Here is a 16,504-nt window from a genome sequence, read left to right as displayed (position 1 = left end):
CAGCGTCCACAACGCGAAGAATGGGAATGACTTCCTCGTCCATGGCGCCATCGTCGCAGACCGCCCAGGGCGAACGTTGCCTGATGCGGCACTAGCAGGCGTGACGGTCGTGGCGATGGCCTCCAAGGGCGACCCGCAGAGGGGCCGGAGGAAAGGAATCAAGGCGGAGAAAGGACTCGATCTGTCGCCGAACCGGGCACGCGTCAACATCGGATCGATCACGGGTACGGCAACGGCGAGATATCCCGACGCGGTCCACTTCAAGAGCTTCTGGGAGGTCAAGAACGTCGCCTACCTCCGCCTGACACCTCAGATGACCGACTTCATCTTCTTCGCGCAGGCCTCGAACCTCAAGATGGTGCTCTACATCCGCCCCAGCATCGCGGGCAAGGCAGGCACCGTCCTGTCGCCCTCCCTGAAACAGGCACTCGTTGTCCTCCGCAAATCCGGCCTGCTGGAAATCCGCCGTCTGAAGATCTACTGATCCCGTCAAGGCCTTCGGCCGCACGGTGCCAGGCGAGAACCCATCCGACGGGCACCCTAAGCTTGGCGTTTATGCAGCTTTGCTGCCTGTGATGGCTGTCGCGAGGTTTGGTTTGTTCTGTTTCCCAACAGGGTGTTCGCGTGCGCGGTGCTTGTTCTTCATGCCGGTTGGCCGGCCGGGGCCTGCGGTGCTGGGTTTCGGTGCGCTGGTCGGCTGAGGGGTTTTCCCATGGAGGCGGCGAAATCCTCGACTGACACGCGCTGGTGTGAGACGCCCTTGGCGCGCGGGCCGTTCCCAGCGTTTACGGAGATCTTCTGCGAGGGGCCGGGCAAGGCGGAGTTGGGTGTGGGCGACAATGACGAGCCAGGTCCAGCGGTCGGCGGCGGCCGGTTCACGGAAACCGGACTCCTCGACCCCGGTGGGCCGGGCGCCGTCGAAAATCGGGATCGGCCATGTATACGGCACGGACTCTGCTTGCCCGGCGCTTTACTGCCGTCCCTGGACGTACGGCCTCATCAGTCGACTGCCCCCTTGATGGGGCTCGTTGCAAACGGTTCCGGCAGCACTCTCGTGAAGAAGACGGCCGGGCCGAAATCATGGGTCAAAGTGAAGTGCGATCCGTGCACGGCAGGCCGTAGCGTCCAGGGATGAGCAGCTTCAACACGCACCGGAGACGGGTCCACGATGAGGGCCTGCCCACCCGCGCCCGGCATTCGAATTTGCGATCGTGCCTCGTCCACTTCGCGCCCTACGGCTTCCGGGCAACGTACCATCACCTGTGCCTCAGCGCTGGAATCCCCAAGGATCTGGAGAAGGATCCGAGCTCGCTCATACGCGCCGTCGAGGAGTTGCACCACGCCCGACAGCTCTGGCTCGCTGACGAACGCGCCTATGCCAACAGTCGCCGGGCGGACAAAGCACGCGGCTTTCGGCAGATGAGACCAGACGGGTCCTGGCGAGGCTGGCAGCGCGGGTGGGGGAACATCGCTTACTGTCCCGAACCGACAACCCATCCCGACGAGCCGCTGCCGGTCGTGGTCGAGCGGGTGCTCCGTTCGTCGGTTCCGCCCGATGAAGCTCCAGCGCTGACGTGCCGAGTATGCGGGAGTCGGGACAACACCAGTATCTGGAACGACGGCGTTTACTGGATCCATCAGCTGTGTATGGGATGCGGGGTGAGCCTCGCGATGCGGCGCACCGAGGTGCCCGACCCGCTGCTAGCGGCCCACCACGCCCGGCAGTGGAAAGAGATCTGGAGGGTGCGCGACGAATCTCCGCGCAGCTGCTGCTTTGTGTCTCATTCTCAGTAGCGGGCCGAAGGTGCGGTCCTAGGATCTTGGAGAGGACGGTCGGTCACGTTGGAGAGGGCGCTTATGGCGGAGCTTGTCCGGCAGCAGCAGGTGGATGCCTACGTGGGGTTCCACGCTTTCGGATTGCAGGAGTCGGATGACGCCGACCTGCCGATGCCCTTCCCCGACGACTTCGACTTCGGGAGCTTCGTCAGTACCCACCCCGGTCGGCTGGACATCACCAGCGGCGGCCACACCCACACCGCCACCGTCACCGTCGAAGTGTGGGACGGGCCTGCGCCCCAGGAGGATCCTGCAGGCTGGGACGAGCAGGCCGAAGCCGACTTCACATCCACCAGCGGCGAGGTAGCCGTGTGGTCCATGCACACCGGCCGCAGCGACGACGTCGTGACCCTGGGCGGTGCGGGTGGTTCGTGGCGGGTGCGGGTCAGCTGCGCAGGCCGGGCTGCGGCGGCGGCTCTGTCCGAGGGCGAGGGCACTGGGCACGGTGTCGAGCGGTACCTCGTGCAGTTCTGGCCCGCGCCGTCCTGAACAGCCTGTGGCGGCGGGCCGGTGTGACCGGCCCGCCGCAACGGCCTTGTCCGGCTCAGCCGGTGATCTTCACGATGAAGCCGTCGTCGAGTCCGTCGATGAGGCGGTTCTTGGCGTAGAAGCTCTTCAGGATGAGGCCGCCTGCCTTGTTGTCATCCTTCGGGATCGGCTTCGCGGAGAAGTTGAACTTCGTCACCTCGGGGTCGTAGTAGTTCTCTGCGGCCCCTTCATAGGTGCTCGCGAAGGGGTATTCGTCGCACTCCTTCGTCCCGCCGTTGGTGTAGTTGGCTCCCCAGTACCGCTTGCACTGCTTGACCGCCGCTGCCCGGTTCTTGTCATTGCGGGCGGCGCTCACCGTCCGGTGCAGCGGGTCTTTGGCCGTCTGCCCGGGCACTTTCTTCGCCGACATGTACGGCTTGGTGTCGCCAGGGACGAGGAACGCCTGCCTGATGTGCTGAGCCTCGGCGCGTTCATCGGCTCCCGCCTTGGCGCTCAAGGTGAGGGTGGGCACGTAGCTGAACGTGGCTGCACCCCTCTTCTCCGGCTTGCTGCCGCCGGTGGAGTTGGCCAGGTACGAGGCGCTCTCCCAGCGCGGCGCGAGCATGAACAGCTTGCCGCCCCGTGCCCCGCTCAGCGTCCACCCGGCCGGTGGGCTGTAGCTGATGGCCGGCTCGTAGACCGCGAAGAGCAGGTCGGTGGGAGCCTTCTTGCCCTGCCCCGGTTTGGCGTGCACTGTCTCGTTGAACGTCCGCAGCGCCTTCAGCTCTGTGAACGTCTTCGTGGTCGGCTTGTTGCCGCCCCGGGTGTAGCTTGCTCCGGCCGGCCAGCTTTGCGGGATGTTGCCCTTCGTCGTGATCGGCATCGCGGCCGCACCGGTCGTGCCCGTCGTGACGAAGTCGGTGAAGTAGTACCGGAAGTCGATCGTGCGGCTGTTCTTGGCGATCGTGCCGACCACTCGGACGTTGACCATGCTCTCGCCGACCGGCTGGTTGTTGCGCACCCAGGTCTGCAGGAACGACGCCCCGTTGCACACCGCGAACCGCGACTTCACATAGAACGCCTTGCTGCTGCCCAGGCCCTTCTTGCACTCCTCGAACGTCATCGTCCGTGCCGGTTCCGGCGCAGTCGTCGCCATCGGAGCAGCCGACGGCTCCTCCCGTGTCTCCGGCGCGGTCCCGGAGGCCCTGCGCGATAGCGGCGCGTACGAGGCCGCCGGCCCCACCGTCTCCGCAGCCAGCCCCACCCCCGGTTCACTCTGCCCAGCCAGCTCCCGCAGCCGCTCCAGGCCCTGGCCGCTTCGCAGCTCCTCCAGCGACGGCTTCGCCGCTCCTACCGGGAGTACGTATGACTCCACCCGCAGATCATCCGAACTGTCCGAAGCCTGAGCAGTGGTCAGGCAGCTGCCGAGCACCGTCAGTGCGACGGTCCCCGTACACAGCAGATCTCGTATTCTCATGCTGTATCCCCGTGTTTGACGCATGGTCAGAAACAGCGCGGACACCGCAAGCTGGCGTGTCCACGCCGAACTGATGCGATCAAACCACCAGGCACTGACAACGGCCTCCCAATAACGTTCCTCGGCCGCTGACCTGCGAAATGTCACATTCCTAGAAGAAGGCGACTCAAGGGGGCAACACGGCGCATGGACCGCGCCGACGGATATTGGGAGTTCACATGGAGCCAGTGACGATCACCGCGGGCTCGGCCGTGGCAGTCGAACTGCTACGGCTGGGCTGTACCTGGCTGCGCGCATGGGTGTACCGGCGCCGTACGGAGATGGAGATCGCCCGCGCAGAGCAGCACCGGGAGAGCCTGATCGACACGATCGGTCTCCTGCCGGCCGGAAGTGAGATCACCGAGATCCTCCCCGACGGACGGCGCATCACGATTAAGCTCCCGGACGACGAGGCAGCGTGACATGAGTGAAACTCCGGCTCCGCCCGGACACACCGGGCCGCGCCCCCGCCAGGCACGGCCCGTGGTGCTACCACCTTTCAGTAGGCAGTCGCACGAGACTTTCGACGCCTTCTACGCTGCCGAGAAAAAGCATCTGATCAAGTTTCTGATGTACCAGGGCGCCAGCGAGTTCGAGGCCGCCGACGCCGTCCAGGACGCCCTGGCAGCCGTCCTCCCCGATCGCTGGCAGACGTTACGTACTCCCCGCGCCTACCTCCGCACGGCGGCGCTGCGGTTCTACTTGCGGCAGTGCAACCTCCAGGAGGAACCGACTGACGAGGTTCCGGACCGGCCCGACGCAAGCAGCCCCATCGACAAGGTGATCCTGTCCGAGGAGGCCACCAGCGTCCTCAACGCGATTCGGCAACTGCCGCCGGCACAGCGCAGCACCCTCGCCTGGTCCCTGGACGGCTTCAGCACCGCAGAAATCGCGACCGAACTCAAACAACCACCAGCCGCCGTACGGCAGAACCTGTGTCGCGCCAGACGCCAGCTGAAGATCAATCTAGGCCTGGAGGAGGGCGAGACCCGTGAGTGAATTCCTGAACGAGAGCGATGACCAGACCGAGGCCGACGACCGCCTCGATCAGCTGCTGATGTCCGTCGACTCTGAACTCCTGACAGCCATCAACACCGCAGAAGACGGAAACGCCCCGGGCCGAGCCCCAGGCAACATGTATCAGCGTGCTCGTTCGGTGCCACCGCGCTTGGTGCAACAGCGCAAATCCTTGACAGAGCGCCCCGGTGCCGAGGAGGAGAGCAACGGCGCGGTGGTGGTGGCCGTGGAAGCCCTCCAAGAGGTCATGGACGCCTTGAACGACGCGGGTCTCGGACGTGACCGCAAGCTGGCAGGCCTCTGTGAGATGACCGAAGTCGTGCAGCGAGCGCTGCGGACTCGGACGTTGACCAGGAGTATGGCGGACTACTACTTCGACACCGCTCAGGACTTCACCGCGGCTCTGAACACTGCAGGCGTGCTTGAGGGCGAGGAGGTCAAGACCCTGATGAACCGGCTGCGGGATGCCCGCCGATCGGTCTTCTACCTCTTCGACCATTCCGACGACTACGAAGGCTGCTACACGCCCTCGCGAACCTGATCGGTGAACCCCGTGAAGTCTGTCTCCTCGGTGCCCGCTGACGACATCTGACTCCGCCCCGGCCTCACCTCAACGACGTGTGCCGCAGCCCCTTCTCGGGCCTGCAGCACACTAGCGATCGGAGACCGACAACTCCCAAGAACAGTCTTTTCAGCGCGGTCCGCAGTGCGGCGGAGGCCAAGACGGTCTGGACGCCATGATGCCGCTCACGGCTGTTCGTACGGGTTGGTCGGTCGTGCAGAGGAGGGAGAGGTCCGTGAGTGTGGAGCGGGGTGGTGAGTGATGCCGTGATCGCGGGCGAAGTGGTTGGCTTCCATCGCCGATCCGGTCATCCGGTGCAGCCAGAACCCGTACGCCACCGACTCCATCTGTTCCAGTGTCAGGTACAGCAGCCATCGCCGTTCGCCGTGATCGCGGCGGGCCGTACGTGCCTGCTCCGCCAGCCCTGCCGCCATCGGCACCCGGAGCTGGTCGGCCAGGCTCAGGAACAGACGCAGCGCCGCCATCTGCGAGGGCAGCAACTTCACCAGGCGCCGTCCCGTGTCCGGTTCGTCGACGGTGTTGCGGGGGCGGGGGCAGGAGCGGGCGTAGAGCAGGAGATCGTGTCCGGCCGGGGAAAGACGGGCCGCCCACAGCACCAGCGTGCCCTCCCACGCCGACAGCTCCGCCCGGTCCTCCCTCGTGGCGATCTCCACCAGACCGCGGTCGGCAAGCCCCCGCACCTGCTGCTTCATCGCCAGCACATCCGCGGCCAGCACCCAGCCGTGCACCGACGCCCGCGCCCGCTCATCCAGCACACCGAGCGCCGTAAGAACCTGCTCCCCGCCCCGCACAACCGCCCCCGTCCCAGTGAATCGGCGTTCGGGGCTTCAACGAGATGTCGCGGGCGGAGGAAACGACCAACCATGCGGGGTCCAATCGCGCACGACGATGAGACTCCCCCGTCGCCAGGCCGGTCTGTGCCGAAGCCGACGGCCCGATAAAAGCGGGCGTCCTGCCGGGTGAGGGAAGTGCTCTCCCATCCGATCAGCTCGGAAAGGAGCATGTGTTCTGTACCGGGACGCGCCGTACGACTACGCCCGAGTAGCAGCGCGACCTCGGCATCCGCGATCTGTAGAAACACCCGAGTGCTCTGTGGCGGTCTCCTGTTACTCACTTTCGGGTGACGGCCCGAACCCCCGCACCGTGGCGCACCGTGGCGGAGCGGCGGCGTTCCTCAACTCCCGCAAGGGTTGCTCGATCTGTCGGCACGTCAACGCGACCACATGTGACATAAGTGGGCGTTGCATCTGAGAGTCATGGAAATATGGGCAGCAGGTAACAGAGGCCATGTTCTGCCCGGGGGTGCGTCGTGGTGTGGACAAAGTGCGCGTGCGGCCAGCCGGCCGCCGACGAAACACCACACCAGATCCCCGGCGCCTGGACAGGCTTCCGCGGGACATGGTGTCCGCACCCTGAGGGGGACTCATGTCCGCTTCCGCTTCTGTCACCGCCCGCAGTCTCGTCGCCGCCGCGCTCGCCGCCGGCGCCGTGGTCTCCATGGTCACGCTGCCGGCATCGGCCGCCGACCACCGTCCTGAGCGGTCGAGGGTGAAGATCTCGGACGTCCAGTACGACTCCCCCGGCTACGACGACCGCTCCAACCGCTCCCTGAACCGGGAGTGGGTGGAGATCACCAACAACGCCCGCCGCAGCGTCAACCTCGACGGCTGGACCCTCGAGGACGAGGACGGCCACACCTACACCTTCGAGGACTACCGCCTGGACGGCCGTACCACCGTCCGCATCCACACCGGACGCGGCCGCGACACCGACACCGACCTCTACCAGGACAGCCGCCGCTACGTCTGGGACAACCGCTCCGACACCGCCACCCTCCGCAACGACCACGGCCGCTACATCGACAGCGACTCCTGGGGCCACCACCACGGCGGCGGAGACGGCCACCACAACGGCGGCAACCGCCACCACTGACCCCACACCGCACACCCCGACAACGACAGGGACGCGCCCGGCCACCCACGGCCGGGCGCGCCCCTGCGAGCGCTACCAATGGCCGCACCCTGGTCTTGCGTCTCTGGGGAAGGCTGCGGCCCGCCTCGGACTGCCCAGGCGCCGCCATCAGGTCCGCCGGGCTGAGCCAGGCCGCCATTGCCGGGGCCGTGCAAGTTCCGTCCGCCCTGTGAGCGACGGAGTCGTCGTTCCCCCACTCACCGGTGACGGCCGGGCCGCCCTCGGTGTTCCCTGTCAAGTCAGTGTGTTCAGGTTGAGCCCTCGTGGTCAGCGGCCCGGCCGTCCGTAACTTCATCCACCACACCCACCGAACTCAGCATCGCTGCTTGGTGTCCAGGATCGGGGCCGGCCGCCGGACAGGTCTCCCTGAGACCTCGCCGTTGGGTTGCCTGCGTAGGTAACCAGCAGGGGTTGTGCGCTTCACCGCTGCCGTCACTGGGACACCACGCACCCGCCTGTCCAAGAGGTGTCCGGGTGGCGTGCGGCGCCGCCCTCATGTCTACTGGAACAAGGGATGCCCGCCACGAACTTGCGGATATAGGCACATTGGGCAGAACATCCTGGGCGTAAGGCCGTAAAGCTCTCCACGGGTCTCGTGGATTACGCGATCGACGAGTTTCGAAAACGCGATTCGAGCGACTAGCTCAGCCGGTAGGTTCGAAATGTCAAAGATTCTGCTGAAGAACTCAATTTTCGTCACCGGCGACCAAACGATCGACTGGTGCGTTAACCCGTCAAGCGATTATGAAAGCCGCAGCCCGGATGAGCGACTGCACGTCTCTGTAGGTTTGTGCTGGCACAAAGGCGGCGTATTCCTGCTCAAGTCGATGATAGATCAAGCAATTGGAGGAAGGGGGGAGAGTTGCGACTGCGTTTGTCCTGACCCCAAGGAAAGTGATCTTAAGGCGTACAAGACCCCGTACAATCACTCCTTTGCGATTCTAGCCAACTTCAAGAAGGGGGAGAGTGGCCCAGGTGAATGTTTCAGGGTTCAGCAGTTCATTGGGTTTAGAAAGAATCATGAAACGGATCGCCATTCAGCCACACCCTCCCGAAAAGCCAGAAAAAGCCATCGGGTTATAGTAATAGATGACGCGGCCTTGGGCTTCCGTAACAGCGAACAAAATTGGCGCAACGCAATTACGAAAATCGGCGAGTCCAACAAAAACCCTCCATGGATCGTCCTGAAGATGAGTCATGAGGTGGCAAGCGGCCCGCTCTGGGACGAACTGTCCAACCGTCTTCGGAATGAGGATGACTGGATCAAGGATCGCCTGATTGTATTGGTCGCTGCCGCACGCTTGCGCGACAAAGGTGCAGAGATCAGTAGAAACCTATCTTGGGAACGTTCCACTAACGACGTTCTGACGGAAATAAATGGACGACCCGAACTAAAAGATCTGGCGCTTTGTAGACATCTTGTAATCTCCTTTGGGCCTAGCGGAGCGTTGCTCCTGGAGCAAGTTGAAAACGACCCTTGGACGCTCATTTATAACCACAATTTGATGGAGGGTGAGTGGGCCGCGCAACATAAGGCCGGCATGATGTTTGGGTATGGCAGCGCCCTGTGCGCTTCACTCGTTTCAGCGGTAGCCAGATTCGATGGTAAGAGTGAAAGTATGCTTGACCTGCGTGATGCAGTTCGATGTGGCCTTGTAGCTATGCAGCGACTGTACGAGCAAGGTTTCGAAGCCCCTGGCTCAACAGGAGACGGGGCAAACCGACGCATAGAAGGAGAATTCAAGTCTCCTTCTGGGATATTCGAAGGAATCGAGGACCACCCTCTATATGAACGGCTCAGTCTGGCGACTCCTGCACCTGACGGAGGGTGGAATGGAAATGACAGAAACTCACCCCCATCTCTATTCAGCGTTGACGATCGCCTCAACACTCACAATGCCCCCTTGCTAGAAGTGTCTCGCCGAGGAGAGGAGGCCCTGGAAAAGTACCTCTCTCACGTTCCAGTGGCCACGTTCGGAAAGCTAGTGACAGCCGACCAGGTAGAAATTGAGAGCTTGCATTCAATCCACAACCTAATAGAAAATTACTGCAATAGTGGAGATCTGCGCAAAGCGAAGCCGTTGGCAGTGGCCGTATTCGGCAAGCCGGGATCCGGGAAAGGTTTCGCGATCAAGCAGCTAGTTTCCCCGTGGACTAGTGACGGCATAATCGATCTGAGGACGTTTAACCTTTCACAGTTCAACTCAGCTTCCGAACTTGTAGGTGCTCTTCACGAAGTGCGCGACATAGCCCTATCAGGTCGAGTGCCACTGGCTTTTTGGGATGAATTCGATACACCCCTTGATGGCACTCCAATGGGGTGGCTCAGGTATTTCCTGGCGCCAATACAAGACGGTAAGTTCCAGCAAGCAGAGGCGACCCACCTGATCGGCCCGGCGATATTCGTGTTCGCGGGAGGGACCAGCGAGAATTACGAATCGTTTAAAGGTAAGACGCGCGAATCCGCAGGAATTAACGCAAAAGGCGCAGACTTTCTAAGCAGAATGCGAGGGTACATAGACATATATGACGTGGATTCCGAGTCTCCGACAAGGGCTCCAAGTCGACGCACCATGTTGCGTCGAGCCCTGATTCTCCACTCTCTATTCGACAAGCATGAAATTGCGAAGAAGGGCGACGGCTACGAGGTTGATGATGGAATATTGCATGCCCTCCTTGCGGTTCCGCAATACGAACATGGCGCACGCTCCATGGAGGCAATAATCCAAATGAGCAAGCAGGGCAAGGTGGCCGCTCTGAAGCGTTCCTCACTCCCTGGCCAGGAGCAACTTAACCTTCACGTAAACGCGAGCAATTTCCTCGGAATAATGCGCGCCCATTCGAATAGCAAGGCCGCGTAACCGGGTCCCTCGTTGGCCGACAGGTCCCTGTACCCCCAGAACCCCGTCCGCAGGCAGGGTTCCCTACTGCCTCTGATCCAGCACTCGCACCACATGCCACGTACTCAACCGACACCTCTCCTGATGCTTGAACTCGCTGAAGTATCAGGGAATCTTCGAACTGCAGGATCGCTCGGTACAGCGTCACCGCCTCGAAAGCATGTGCCGCTGGCTCGTTCTCAGCCCGTACGTCGGCGCCGAGCGATGCGTACTCCCTGGCTGAAGCACGCAGATCAGGGACCTGCTGTTTGCCAAGATTCCGCGAGGATGAGTGGCCCCGGTATGGGAGAGCCCGCTTCTGGCACAAGGTGAAGCGGTGCAGGCCCGCGCGCCTCGCTGAAGTCGACCACTCCACTATGAAACCGCGCCCCGCTGAAGTCGACCACGGCACGAGAGAACGTCGCGCCGTTGAACCTGACGGTCGCTCCGGAGAAGACTGCTTCGTTGAACGTGACCGTGCCGCCGGAGAATTCAGCCCCACTGAAGTTGACATCTCCGGCAGCAAAGTCGGCCCCGCCGAGGTGGGCTGCGCCGCCAAAGTTAACGGTGGCTCCGGAGAATACCGCGCCGCTGAAGTTGATCGCTTGGCCGACGAATGATGCACCGTGGAAGTGGATCGCGCCGCCGGAGAAGACCGCACCGCCAAGGTCTCCCCCGTCAAAGACGACGTTGGTGAAGTCGAAACTGTGGCCCTGCCAGGACTGGTGATGGTTCGGAGGCAGACGGAGATGGTCGCGGATGAGCCGGATCGTGGTACGCCGAACTTCACGCAAGGCCAGGTAGTTGAACCTGGCTTCGCTGACTCCCTCCGGTAGCTCTGCTTCGGCGACATACGGCAGCCGCAGGTAGGCGCACAGAACGTCTATGCAGGTCTGGCGCAGTTCACGGGTGGGTGCATCATCGGCGAGGCCAGCCAGGGCGTGGATACCGCCGAAACGGACGGCCGCGGAATCCTCGCCGAGCTGGGATACAGCCGTGGTGAAGCGTTCGGTGTGCAATCGCGTGGCATCACGCAGGGCACCGTCCTCGGTCACGCGTTGCCGACGGTAGGCCACCACGAGGGCGACCAGACCGCCCGCGCCGGCTACGACACCGAAGGCTACTTTGACCAGATCCAGCAGAGTCTTGGAGTCGACGCGAGTTTCGAGCTGCAACTCGCGTGCACCAAGCAGGTTCCAGCCGATGTAGAAGACGACGGCTGCAACCAGGGCTGCAGTGGTGAAGACAACTGGCAGGACAATACCGACCGGCCACATACGGGACTCGTGCCGTTCGCTCTGACGTAGGAGCAGACGTGGGCTCATGACCACGAAGACGGCCGAGGTCTACAGATAGTTGCGGCAGGGCTACTCTGCGGGCCCATCGAGGGGGAGCCCAGGAGGCGTGTGATCGAGAAGCATGCATCGGGGCATGAAGCTGCTCACGAACCGTGGTAGGCGGTGAGGCAGCCGCGTCTCTTTCGCTTACCGTTCGTTCTGGCGGGGGGAAGGCGGCGGCGATGGCATCATCTCCGGCAACAAAAGCGGCGAGGCCGTCGACCCACGATGGCTGGTCTTCACCGCCATCGGACTGGCCAAAAACGCCTTCCTGGCACCGTAGCGAGGTATTGACATGCGCCACACCCTTCTCGCACCCCTGCTGGCGCTTGCCCTGACCGGATGCTCATTCCTGGGCCAGGACACCACGTGCACCGAGGCCGATGCGGACTCACAGGTCGCCGCCGTGTGGCAGCCCGCCGACTTCGGTACCCGGGACGCGGCGCGGATCCGGCTGTGCGTGGACGGCACCTGCGAGGAACGGACATCAGGCAGCCCCGACGACCCGTTCGCCACGCTGACCGCCCAACTCCCTGACGCCATCGGCGCCGCTACCGTGCCGGTACAGCTCACCGTGATCTCCGTGAAGGACGGCGACAAGGTCGTCGAGGACAGCGCACGAGCCAAGCTGACCGAGCAGCACCCCAACGGCACGTCCTGCCCGCCCACCGTCTGGACGGCGACATTCCGCGCCCACCCCGACAAGGGCCTCATCTCTCCCAAGGGCATGAAGCTCCAGGACTGAGCCCTGCACGCCCACGCCCGTCCCTCGTCGGCATCACCCGGAAAGGACGGGCGCTTCGCATCCCCGCACCGCCGCGTTGCACGCTTGCCGCAGGCCGACGGAGCCGGCTCTTTGCGCCACGCCAGGAACGCCGGCTTGCGGCAAGCGCGCGAAGCACGGGATCCGGTTCAGTTTCAGAAGCGGTGCCTGGTCGGCATGGACGATCCCCAGGCAGCCCGCCCCTTGGGCACCGTGACGACCGGCTTCAACTGGGCTCAGTTGTGGTAGCGGATGTAGCCGTCGCCGTCGGCGTCGGATCCGCTCTTGGTGTAGGAGTGGACGTCAGCCCGGCTGCCGGAGGGCTTGTACAGGTAGATGGTGTCGCGGTCGTTGTTCCACAGGAAGTTGCAGTTGTCGCGGTAGACCACGTTGGACTTGTCGGAGTCGCTGCCGTGGCCGCCGCGCAGCTTCACGTAGTCGCCGGGCTCCAGGTAGTGGTTGGCGGGGAACGTGAAGTAGTTACCGGTGGCGTCCTTGACGACGTAGCCCTTGAGGTTGACGGTCGCCGTGGAGGAGTAGTTCTTCACCGTCAGGTACTCGGCGGCCGTGTTGCCGCTGGAGCAGCTGTTGGAGTCCCTACCGGGTGCGTCGTACTGCACCCCGCGGACCTTCAGCGCCGAGCTGTACTCGGCAGCCTGCGCCGACATCGCGGGTACCAGGGCTGCGACAGTGCCCGCGGTGACGGCTACGGCCAGGATGGAACGCTTACGCAAGATGGTGCTCCTCCACGTGAAACGAGCGGTGTTGTTGGTGGAGGACTTTTCAGCGCCTGCGACGGTTGCACACCGAAGGGGCTTCCACCCATTCGAGTGACACATGCTGGCCAGGGGACCTGGCGTCGACGCGGTTGGCCATACCGCCGACGGAATGAACCGGAGAGTGATCCCGCCCGGCAAAGGAGGCAAGGGGTGTTTCTGTCGGCATGCTCAGGATCGTGTTGCGTGCCGCCGTGGTCGTCGTTTTGAGGGTCGTCTTCTCCGACCGTACCTGTGTCGGGTCCGGCCGAGCCCCCGTTCAGCGCAGGCCGCTGTCGACTGGCCTGCCGAGAGGTCGGCTTCGGAAGGAAGCCCCGGCATCGCCGCACAGAGCCTGCGGTGATGACAGTCCTGTCGGCCGGCGGCCCTTGATCACAGGTCAGATTGCAGTGCCCGGGCGAGAGACGGGACTGCAAGAGACGCTGCGCGTACATGGCGAACAGCGGCGGCTCGGTCCGCGATCTGCGTTCCTGCGATCTCAGCGACCAGACCCGCTCATCTCAAAGATCGACCGTGACGAGCGCGGCGAATCCGGTTCCACAACGAAGGTGACCGCGGCCGGCACCTTCACGGCTACAAGGCGAAGGGCTGGGCAGGCATGGGATCGATCTACGTTGCTTGGTGGAACGTCGAGAACCTTTTCGACGAAGAGAACTCCCCGCGGCGCAGTGAGAAGCTCCAACGGGTGCTGGGGGAGGATCTGCGAGGCTGGACGCCGCAGCTGCGCGACCGCAAGATCAGCCAGCTGGCGTCGGTGATCGCACAGATGAACAGCGGCCAGGGACCGGACCTGCTGGGGGTCTGCGAGGTGGAGAACGAGTTCGTCATGCAGCAGCTGACCGCAGCCGTCAATGCTCTCGTGCCCGGCCGCACCTACGACGTCGCGCACGCCGACACCTCCGACCACCGGGGTATCGACGTGGCGTTCATCTTCGACTCCACGATGTTCACCGCACCCGCCGACCAAGTGTTCCAGCACGTCGTGATGCGCCGCACCGGCACCCGCGAAATTCTGCACGTCAACTTCGAAACCGCCCAAGGACAGACCTGGGCGGTTTTCGCCAACCACTGGCCCTCCCGCAGCGGGGGCCAGCTGGAGTCGGCGCCCTACCGGGCCGTGGCCGGGGAAACCCTTGCCTACTTCCACGAACGCGCCATCGAGGTGCACGGGCCGGAAACCCCGGTGCTCGTCATGGGCGACTTCAACGACGAACCCTTCGACCCCTCACTAACCCAACATGCCCTGAGCAGCCGGCAACGCAAAAAGGTCCTCAACTCCACCACCGCGCAACGGCTGTTCAACCTGATGTGGCCCGTGCTGGGCACCGACGACCAGCCCGGCCCCCGCCCGTCCGGCACCTACTACTTCGAGAACCAGGCCAACGTCCTGGACCAGTTCCTGGTCAACAAGAACATGCTCACCACCGGCGCCGTCTTCCGCGCCGAGCCCGGCTCGGTCCACATCGTCACCGACCCCGCTGCCATGGTCGGCACCGGACGCTACCCCGCGCCCGTCCTCTTCGGTGGCATGGGCAAGGAGATCAACGAAGACGGCTACTCCGACCACTACCCCATCGCCATGCACGTCAGCACAGCCGACTGAACAGCGCCTGTACGCCCCGTGGCCTGGTTGCAGTGTGACTTACCACCTTTGCGAGTGAGCCAGCTCGCGCAGTCCCGGCCCAAGGCCCCCGGCGACCGCTACGAAGAGCACGTCAGACCGTGACCTTCGAGAGGATCCCCCAGTGCGCCTGCTCCGCGCCATCGGCCTCCCCGCCGCCTTCTCCACCATCACCCTGCTGATCACCCCTACCGTCACCGCGCACGCCGCCGAACCCGGCGACCGCATCGTGCTGCCGGCCCGCGACGCCCTCACCGCTCTCACGGTCCAGGACGAAGACCGCACCGGATACGAGCGCACCAAGTTCCGGCACTGGACCGACGCCGACCGCGACGGCTGCTCCACCCGCAACGAGGTCCTGCTCGAAGAAGCTGTCACCGCGCCCACCCAGGGCACCAACTGCGCGCTGAGCGGCGGAACCTGGTACTCGCCGTACGACGACACCACCTTCGACCAGGCCCGCGCCCTCGACATCGACCACCTGGTCCCCCTCGCCGAATCCTGGGACTCCGGCGCTTCCGGATGGACAGCGGCCGAACGCCAGGCCTACGCCAACGACCTCGACGACCCCCGCGCTCTCATCGCGGTCTCAGCCTCCAGCAACCGCTCCAAGGCCGACCAGGACCCCACCACCTGGCAGCCGTCGGCCCAGGGCTACCGCTGCACGTACGCCACCGACTGGATCGCGATCAAGACCCGCTGGGCCCTGGCCGTCGACCCGGCCGAACAGGCCACACTCACCGACGCACTCGACAGCTGCCCGGAAGCGGTCATCGAGGTCACCCGCGCCCGCTGACCCGTCCCGGCTCAGCCCAGGCGGTTCCGGCGGTCTTTTCCGCCCCGGGTTCGTTGCGCGGGCGTGTCGTCCGACAACGCCCCGGTTGGGGGTGGAGCAGTACGCCGAGGAGATCGCCCACACCGCCTGCAGTTCCGTACACCGCCCCGGCCCGTGTCAGCCAGCGCTCGCGCATGTCGTCTTGACCGGCCCTGGGGGCTGTGTCACGGCCAGCGCACGGACCAGCCTGCCACGCATGATCCGATCCGAGAACCAGTGATCTTCAGTGCAGGGGGACCGTCCTTGTTCCGAGCCCCACCTCGCGGCGGGTGGCCCGGACCCCGTTCAGTGATCAGCCGCCGGGATCGTGTACCAGCCAGCGCCGTCTTGACGGAATCAGTGACGTTTGCGGAATGCGCCTGATGGAATGAACTGCACCAAGGAGAGGGGACGGAACTGGTCCCTTGGAGGGGGAGGCAGGGGGATGCTTTCAGAGGCGATGGTCGCGCTGGCCGCAGCGGGGGGCACAGCGGTGGTGCAGGCTGCAGGCACGGATGCGTGGGCCGGGTTTCGGCAGCAGGTGGCCAGGTGGTTCGGCCGCGGGAACGCGCAGCGTGAGAGCGCCGAGTTGCTTCGGCTAGACCAGACCGCAACCACACTGGAAGTCGCAGAGGCAGAGCAGGTGGAGCGTGTACGGCTCCGGCAGGAAGCGTCCTGGGAAGCCTGGTTTATCGCTCTGCTGGAGAGCCTGAACGAAGAACAGCGCGAGCAGGCCGCGACCGAACTGCGCACACTGCTTGCGCACCACGACTCGCAAGGTGGCGTATCGGCCAGGGAGAGCGGAGTGGCCGCAGGCCGCGACGTAAACGTCAAGGCGGAGCAAGGCTCGATCGCCGCTGGTGTGGTCCATGGGGGTGCAAACATCAACAACCCTACCCAGCCGGATCCGTCCCAGGGCTGAA

General features: G+C 64.2%; 16 protein-coding genes and 1 pseudogene. 12 read left to right on the top strand and 5 right to left on the bottom strand.

What is annotated here, in order from left to right; translation table 11 throughout:
• On the top strand, positions 1-484 hold a 484-nt coding region (locus ACWCRJ_RS31770), incomplete at its 5' end, for a putative toxin (protein ID WP_450942530.1).
• 69 nt (positions 485-553) lie between these two features.
• On the opposite strand, the pseudogene ACWCRJ_RS31765 reads toward ACWCRJ_RS31770, so the two are convergent.
• Positions 554-880: pseudogene (locus ACWCRJ_RS31765) on the bottom strand (hypothetical protein); the annotation flags it as partial.
• Between the two features lie 251 nt (positions 881-1,131).
• On the opposite strand from ACWCRJ_RS31765, the gene ACWCRJ_RS31760 reads away from it, so the two are divergent.
• Both ACWCRJ_RS31760 and ACWCRJ_RS31755 read left to right on the top strand, forming a co-directional pair.
• Positions 1,132-1,794, top strand: coding sequence for a hypothetical protein (locus ACWCRJ_RS31760; protein ID WP_450942529.1), 663 nt, complete (start codon positions 1,132-1,134; stop codon positions 1,792-1,794).
• Positions 1,795-1,857: 63 nt separating this feature from the next.
• Positions 1,858-2,325 (top strand): hypothetical protein, encoded by a 468-nt coding sequence (locus ACWCRJ_RS31755; protein ID WP_450942528.1) that lies wholly within the window; start codon positions 1,858-1,860, stop codon positions 2,323-2,325.
• Positions 2,326-2,380: 55 nt separating this feature from the next.
• Here ACWCRJ_RS31755 and ACWCRJ_RS31750 read toward each other — a convergent pair whose 3' ends face one another.
• Positions 2,381-3,679, bottom strand: coding sequence for a NucA/NucB deoxyribonuclease domain-containing protein (locus ACWCRJ_RS31750; RefSeq protein ID WP_450942527.1), 1,299 nt, complete (start codon positions 3,677-3,679; stop codon positions 2,381-2,383).
• Positions 3,680-3,999: 320 nt separating this feature from the next.
• Here ACWCRJ_RS31750 and ACWCRJ_RS31745 point away from each other — a divergent pair, with 320 nt between their 5' ends.
• The 3 genes from ACWCRJ_RS31745 to ACWCRJ_RS31735 are packed head-to-tail and all read left to right on the top strand — an operon-like array spanning position 4,000 to position 5,378.
• Entirely contained in the window at positions 4,000-4,242 is a 243-nt protein-coding gene (locus ACWCRJ_RS31745; protein ID WP_450942526.1) for a hypothetical protein, read from the top strand.
• 1 nt (position 4,243) lies between these two features.
• Positions 4,244-4,819: an RNA polymerase sigma factor gene (locus tag ACWCRJ_RS31740; RefSeq protein ID WP_450942525.1), complete on the top strand. Its 576-nt coding sequence runs from the start codon at positions 4,244-4,246 to the stop codon at positions 4,817-4,819.
• Positions 4,812-5,378 (top strand): hypothetical protein, encoded by a 567-nt coding sequence (locus tag ACWCRJ_RS31735; protein ID WP_450942524.1) that lies wholly within the window; start codon positions 4,812-4,814, stop codon positions 5,376-5,378. Before ACWCRJ_RS31740 ends, ACWCRJ_RS31735 begins: the two co-directional genes overlap by 8 nt.
• A 206-nt stretch (positions 5,379-5,584) precedes the next feature.
• Here ACWCRJ_RS31735 and ACWCRJ_RS31730 read toward each other — a convergent pair whose 3' ends face one another.
• The gene (locus ACWCRJ_RS31730) at positions 5,585-6,175 is read right to left on the bottom strand and encodes a DUF6417 family protein (RefSeq protein ID WP_450942523.1); all 591 of its coding nucleotides are present in this window, start codon (positions 6,173-6,175) and stop codon (positions 5,585-5,587) included.
• Between the two features lie 670 nt (positions 6,176-6,845).
• Here ACWCRJ_RS31730 and ACWCRJ_RS31725 point away from each other — a divergent pair.
• Both ACWCRJ_RS31725 and ACWCRJ_RS31720 read left to right on the top strand, forming a co-directional pair.
• Positions 6,846-7,352, top strand: a complete 507-nt coding sequence (locus tag ACWCRJ_RS31725) for a lamin tail domain-containing protein (protein ID WP_450942522.1) — start codon at positions 6,846-6,848, stop codon at positions 7,350-7,352.
• 701 nt (positions 7,353-8,053) lie between these two features.
• The gene (locus tag ACWCRJ_RS31720) at positions 8,054-10,252 is read left to right on the top strand and encodes a hypothetical protein (protein WP_450942521.1); all 2,199 of its coding nucleotides are present in this window, start codon (positions 8,054-8,056) and stop codon (positions 10,250-10,252) included.
• Between the two features lie 272 nt (positions 10,253-10,524).
• Here the strand turns inward: ACWCRJ_RS31720 and ACWCRJ_RS31715 are convergent, their stop codons facing one another.
• Entirely contained in the window at positions 10,525-11,595 is a 1,071-nt protein-coding gene (locus tag ACWCRJ_RS31715; protein ID WP_450942520.1) for a pentapeptide repeat-containing protein, read from the bottom strand.
• 307 nt (positions 11,596-11,902) lie between these two features.
• Between ACWCRJ_RS31715 and ACWCRJ_RS31710 the strand changes: the two genes are divergently transcribed.
• A complete protein-coding gene (locus tag ACWCRJ_RS31710) occupies positions 11,903-12,352 on the top strand; it encodes a hypothetical protein (RefSeq protein ID WP_450942519.1) in 450 nt (149 codons plus the stop codon).
• A gap of 254 nt (positions 12,353-12,606) precedes the next feature.
• Here the strand turns inward: ACWCRJ_RS31710 and ACWCRJ_RS31705 are convergent, their stop codons facing one another.
• The gene (locus ACWCRJ_RS31705; RefSeq protein WP_450942518.1) at positions 12,607-13,104 is read right to left on the bottom strand and encodes a lamin tail domain-containing protein; all 498 of its coding nucleotides are present in this window, start codon (positions 13,102-13,104) and stop codon (positions 12,607-12,609) included.
• Positions 13,105-13,744: 640 nt separating this feature from the next.
• Here ACWCRJ_RS31705 and ACWCRJ_RS31700 point away from each other — a divergent pair.
• The 3 genes from ACWCRJ_RS31700 (at position 13,745) to ACWCRJ_RS31690 (ending at position 16,503) form a co-directional block, all read left to right on the top strand.
• Positions 13,745-14,749 (top strand): endonuclease/exonuclease/phosphatase family protein, encoded by a 1,005-nt coding sequence (locus ACWCRJ_RS31700; protein WP_450942517.1) that lies wholly within the window; start codon positions 13,745-13,747, stop codon positions 14,747-14,749.
• 142 nt (positions 14,750-14,891) lie between these two features.
• On the top strand, positions 14,892-15,563 hold the full coding sequence (locus tag ACWCRJ_RS31695; RefSeq protein ID WP_450942516.1) for an HNH endonuclease family protein: 672 nt from the start codon (positions 14,892-14,894) through the stop codon (positions 15,561-15,563).
• Positions 15,564-16,026: 463 nt separating this feature from the next.
• Positions 16,027-16,503 carry a hypothetical protein gene (locus tag ACWCRJ_RS31690; RefSeq protein WP_450942515.1) on the top strand — a complete coding sequence of 159 codons (477 nt, stop codon included), beginning with the start codon at positions 16,027-16,029 and terminating at the stop codon, positions 16,501-16,503.
• The last annotated feature ends 1 nt before the right edge of the window (position 16,504 follow it).

The organism is Streptomyces sp. NPDC002324 (genome assembly GCF_053593335.1).
This window is presented reverse-complemented; position numbering and strand designations above follow the sequence as displayed.

Bases quoted from the DNA above. Each gene is read 5' to 3' on its own strand.
- ACWCRJ_RS31760 (WP_450942529.1), top strand. From the start codon at position 1,132: ATGAGCAGCTTCAACACGCACCGGAGACGGGTCCACGATGAGGGCCTG.
- ACWCRJ_RS31755 (WP_450942528.1), top strand. From the start codon at position 1,858: ATGGCGGAGCTTGTCCGGCAGCAGCAGGTGGATGCCTACGTGGGGTTC.
- ACWCRJ_RS31745 (WP_450942526.1), top strand. From the start codon at position 4,000: ATGGAGCCAGTGACGATCACCGCGGGCTCGGCCGTGGCAGTCGAACTG.
- ACWCRJ_RS31740 (WP_450942525.1), top strand. From the start codon at position 4,244: ATGAGTGAAACTCCGGCTCCGCCCGGACACACCGGGCCGCGCCCCCGC.
- ACWCRJ_RS31725 (WP_450942522.1), top strand. From the start codon at position 6,846: ATGTCCGCTTCCGCTTCTGTCACCGCCCGCAGTCTCGTCGCCGCCGCG.
- ACWCRJ_RS31720 (WP_450942521.1), top strand. From the start codon at position 8,054: ATGTCAAAGATTCTGCTGAAGAACTCAATTTTCGTCACCGGCGACCAA.
- ACWCRJ_RS31715 (WP_450942520.1), bottom strand. From the start codon at position 11,595: ATGAGCCCACGTCTGCTCCTACGTCAGAGCGAACGGCACGAGTCCCGT.
- ACWCRJ_RS31710 (WP_450942519.1), top strand. From the start codon at position 11,903: ATGCGCCACACCCTTCTCGCACCCCTGCTGGCGCTTGCCCTGACCGGA.
- ACWCRJ_RS31700 (WP_450942517.1), top strand. From the start codon at position 13,745: ATGGGATCGATCTACGTTGCTTGGTGGAACGTCGAGAACCTTTTCGAC.
- ACWCRJ_RS31690 (WP_450942515.1), top strand. From the start codon at position 16,027: ATGCTTTCAGAGGCGATGGTCGCGCTGGCCGCAGCGGGGGGCACAGCG.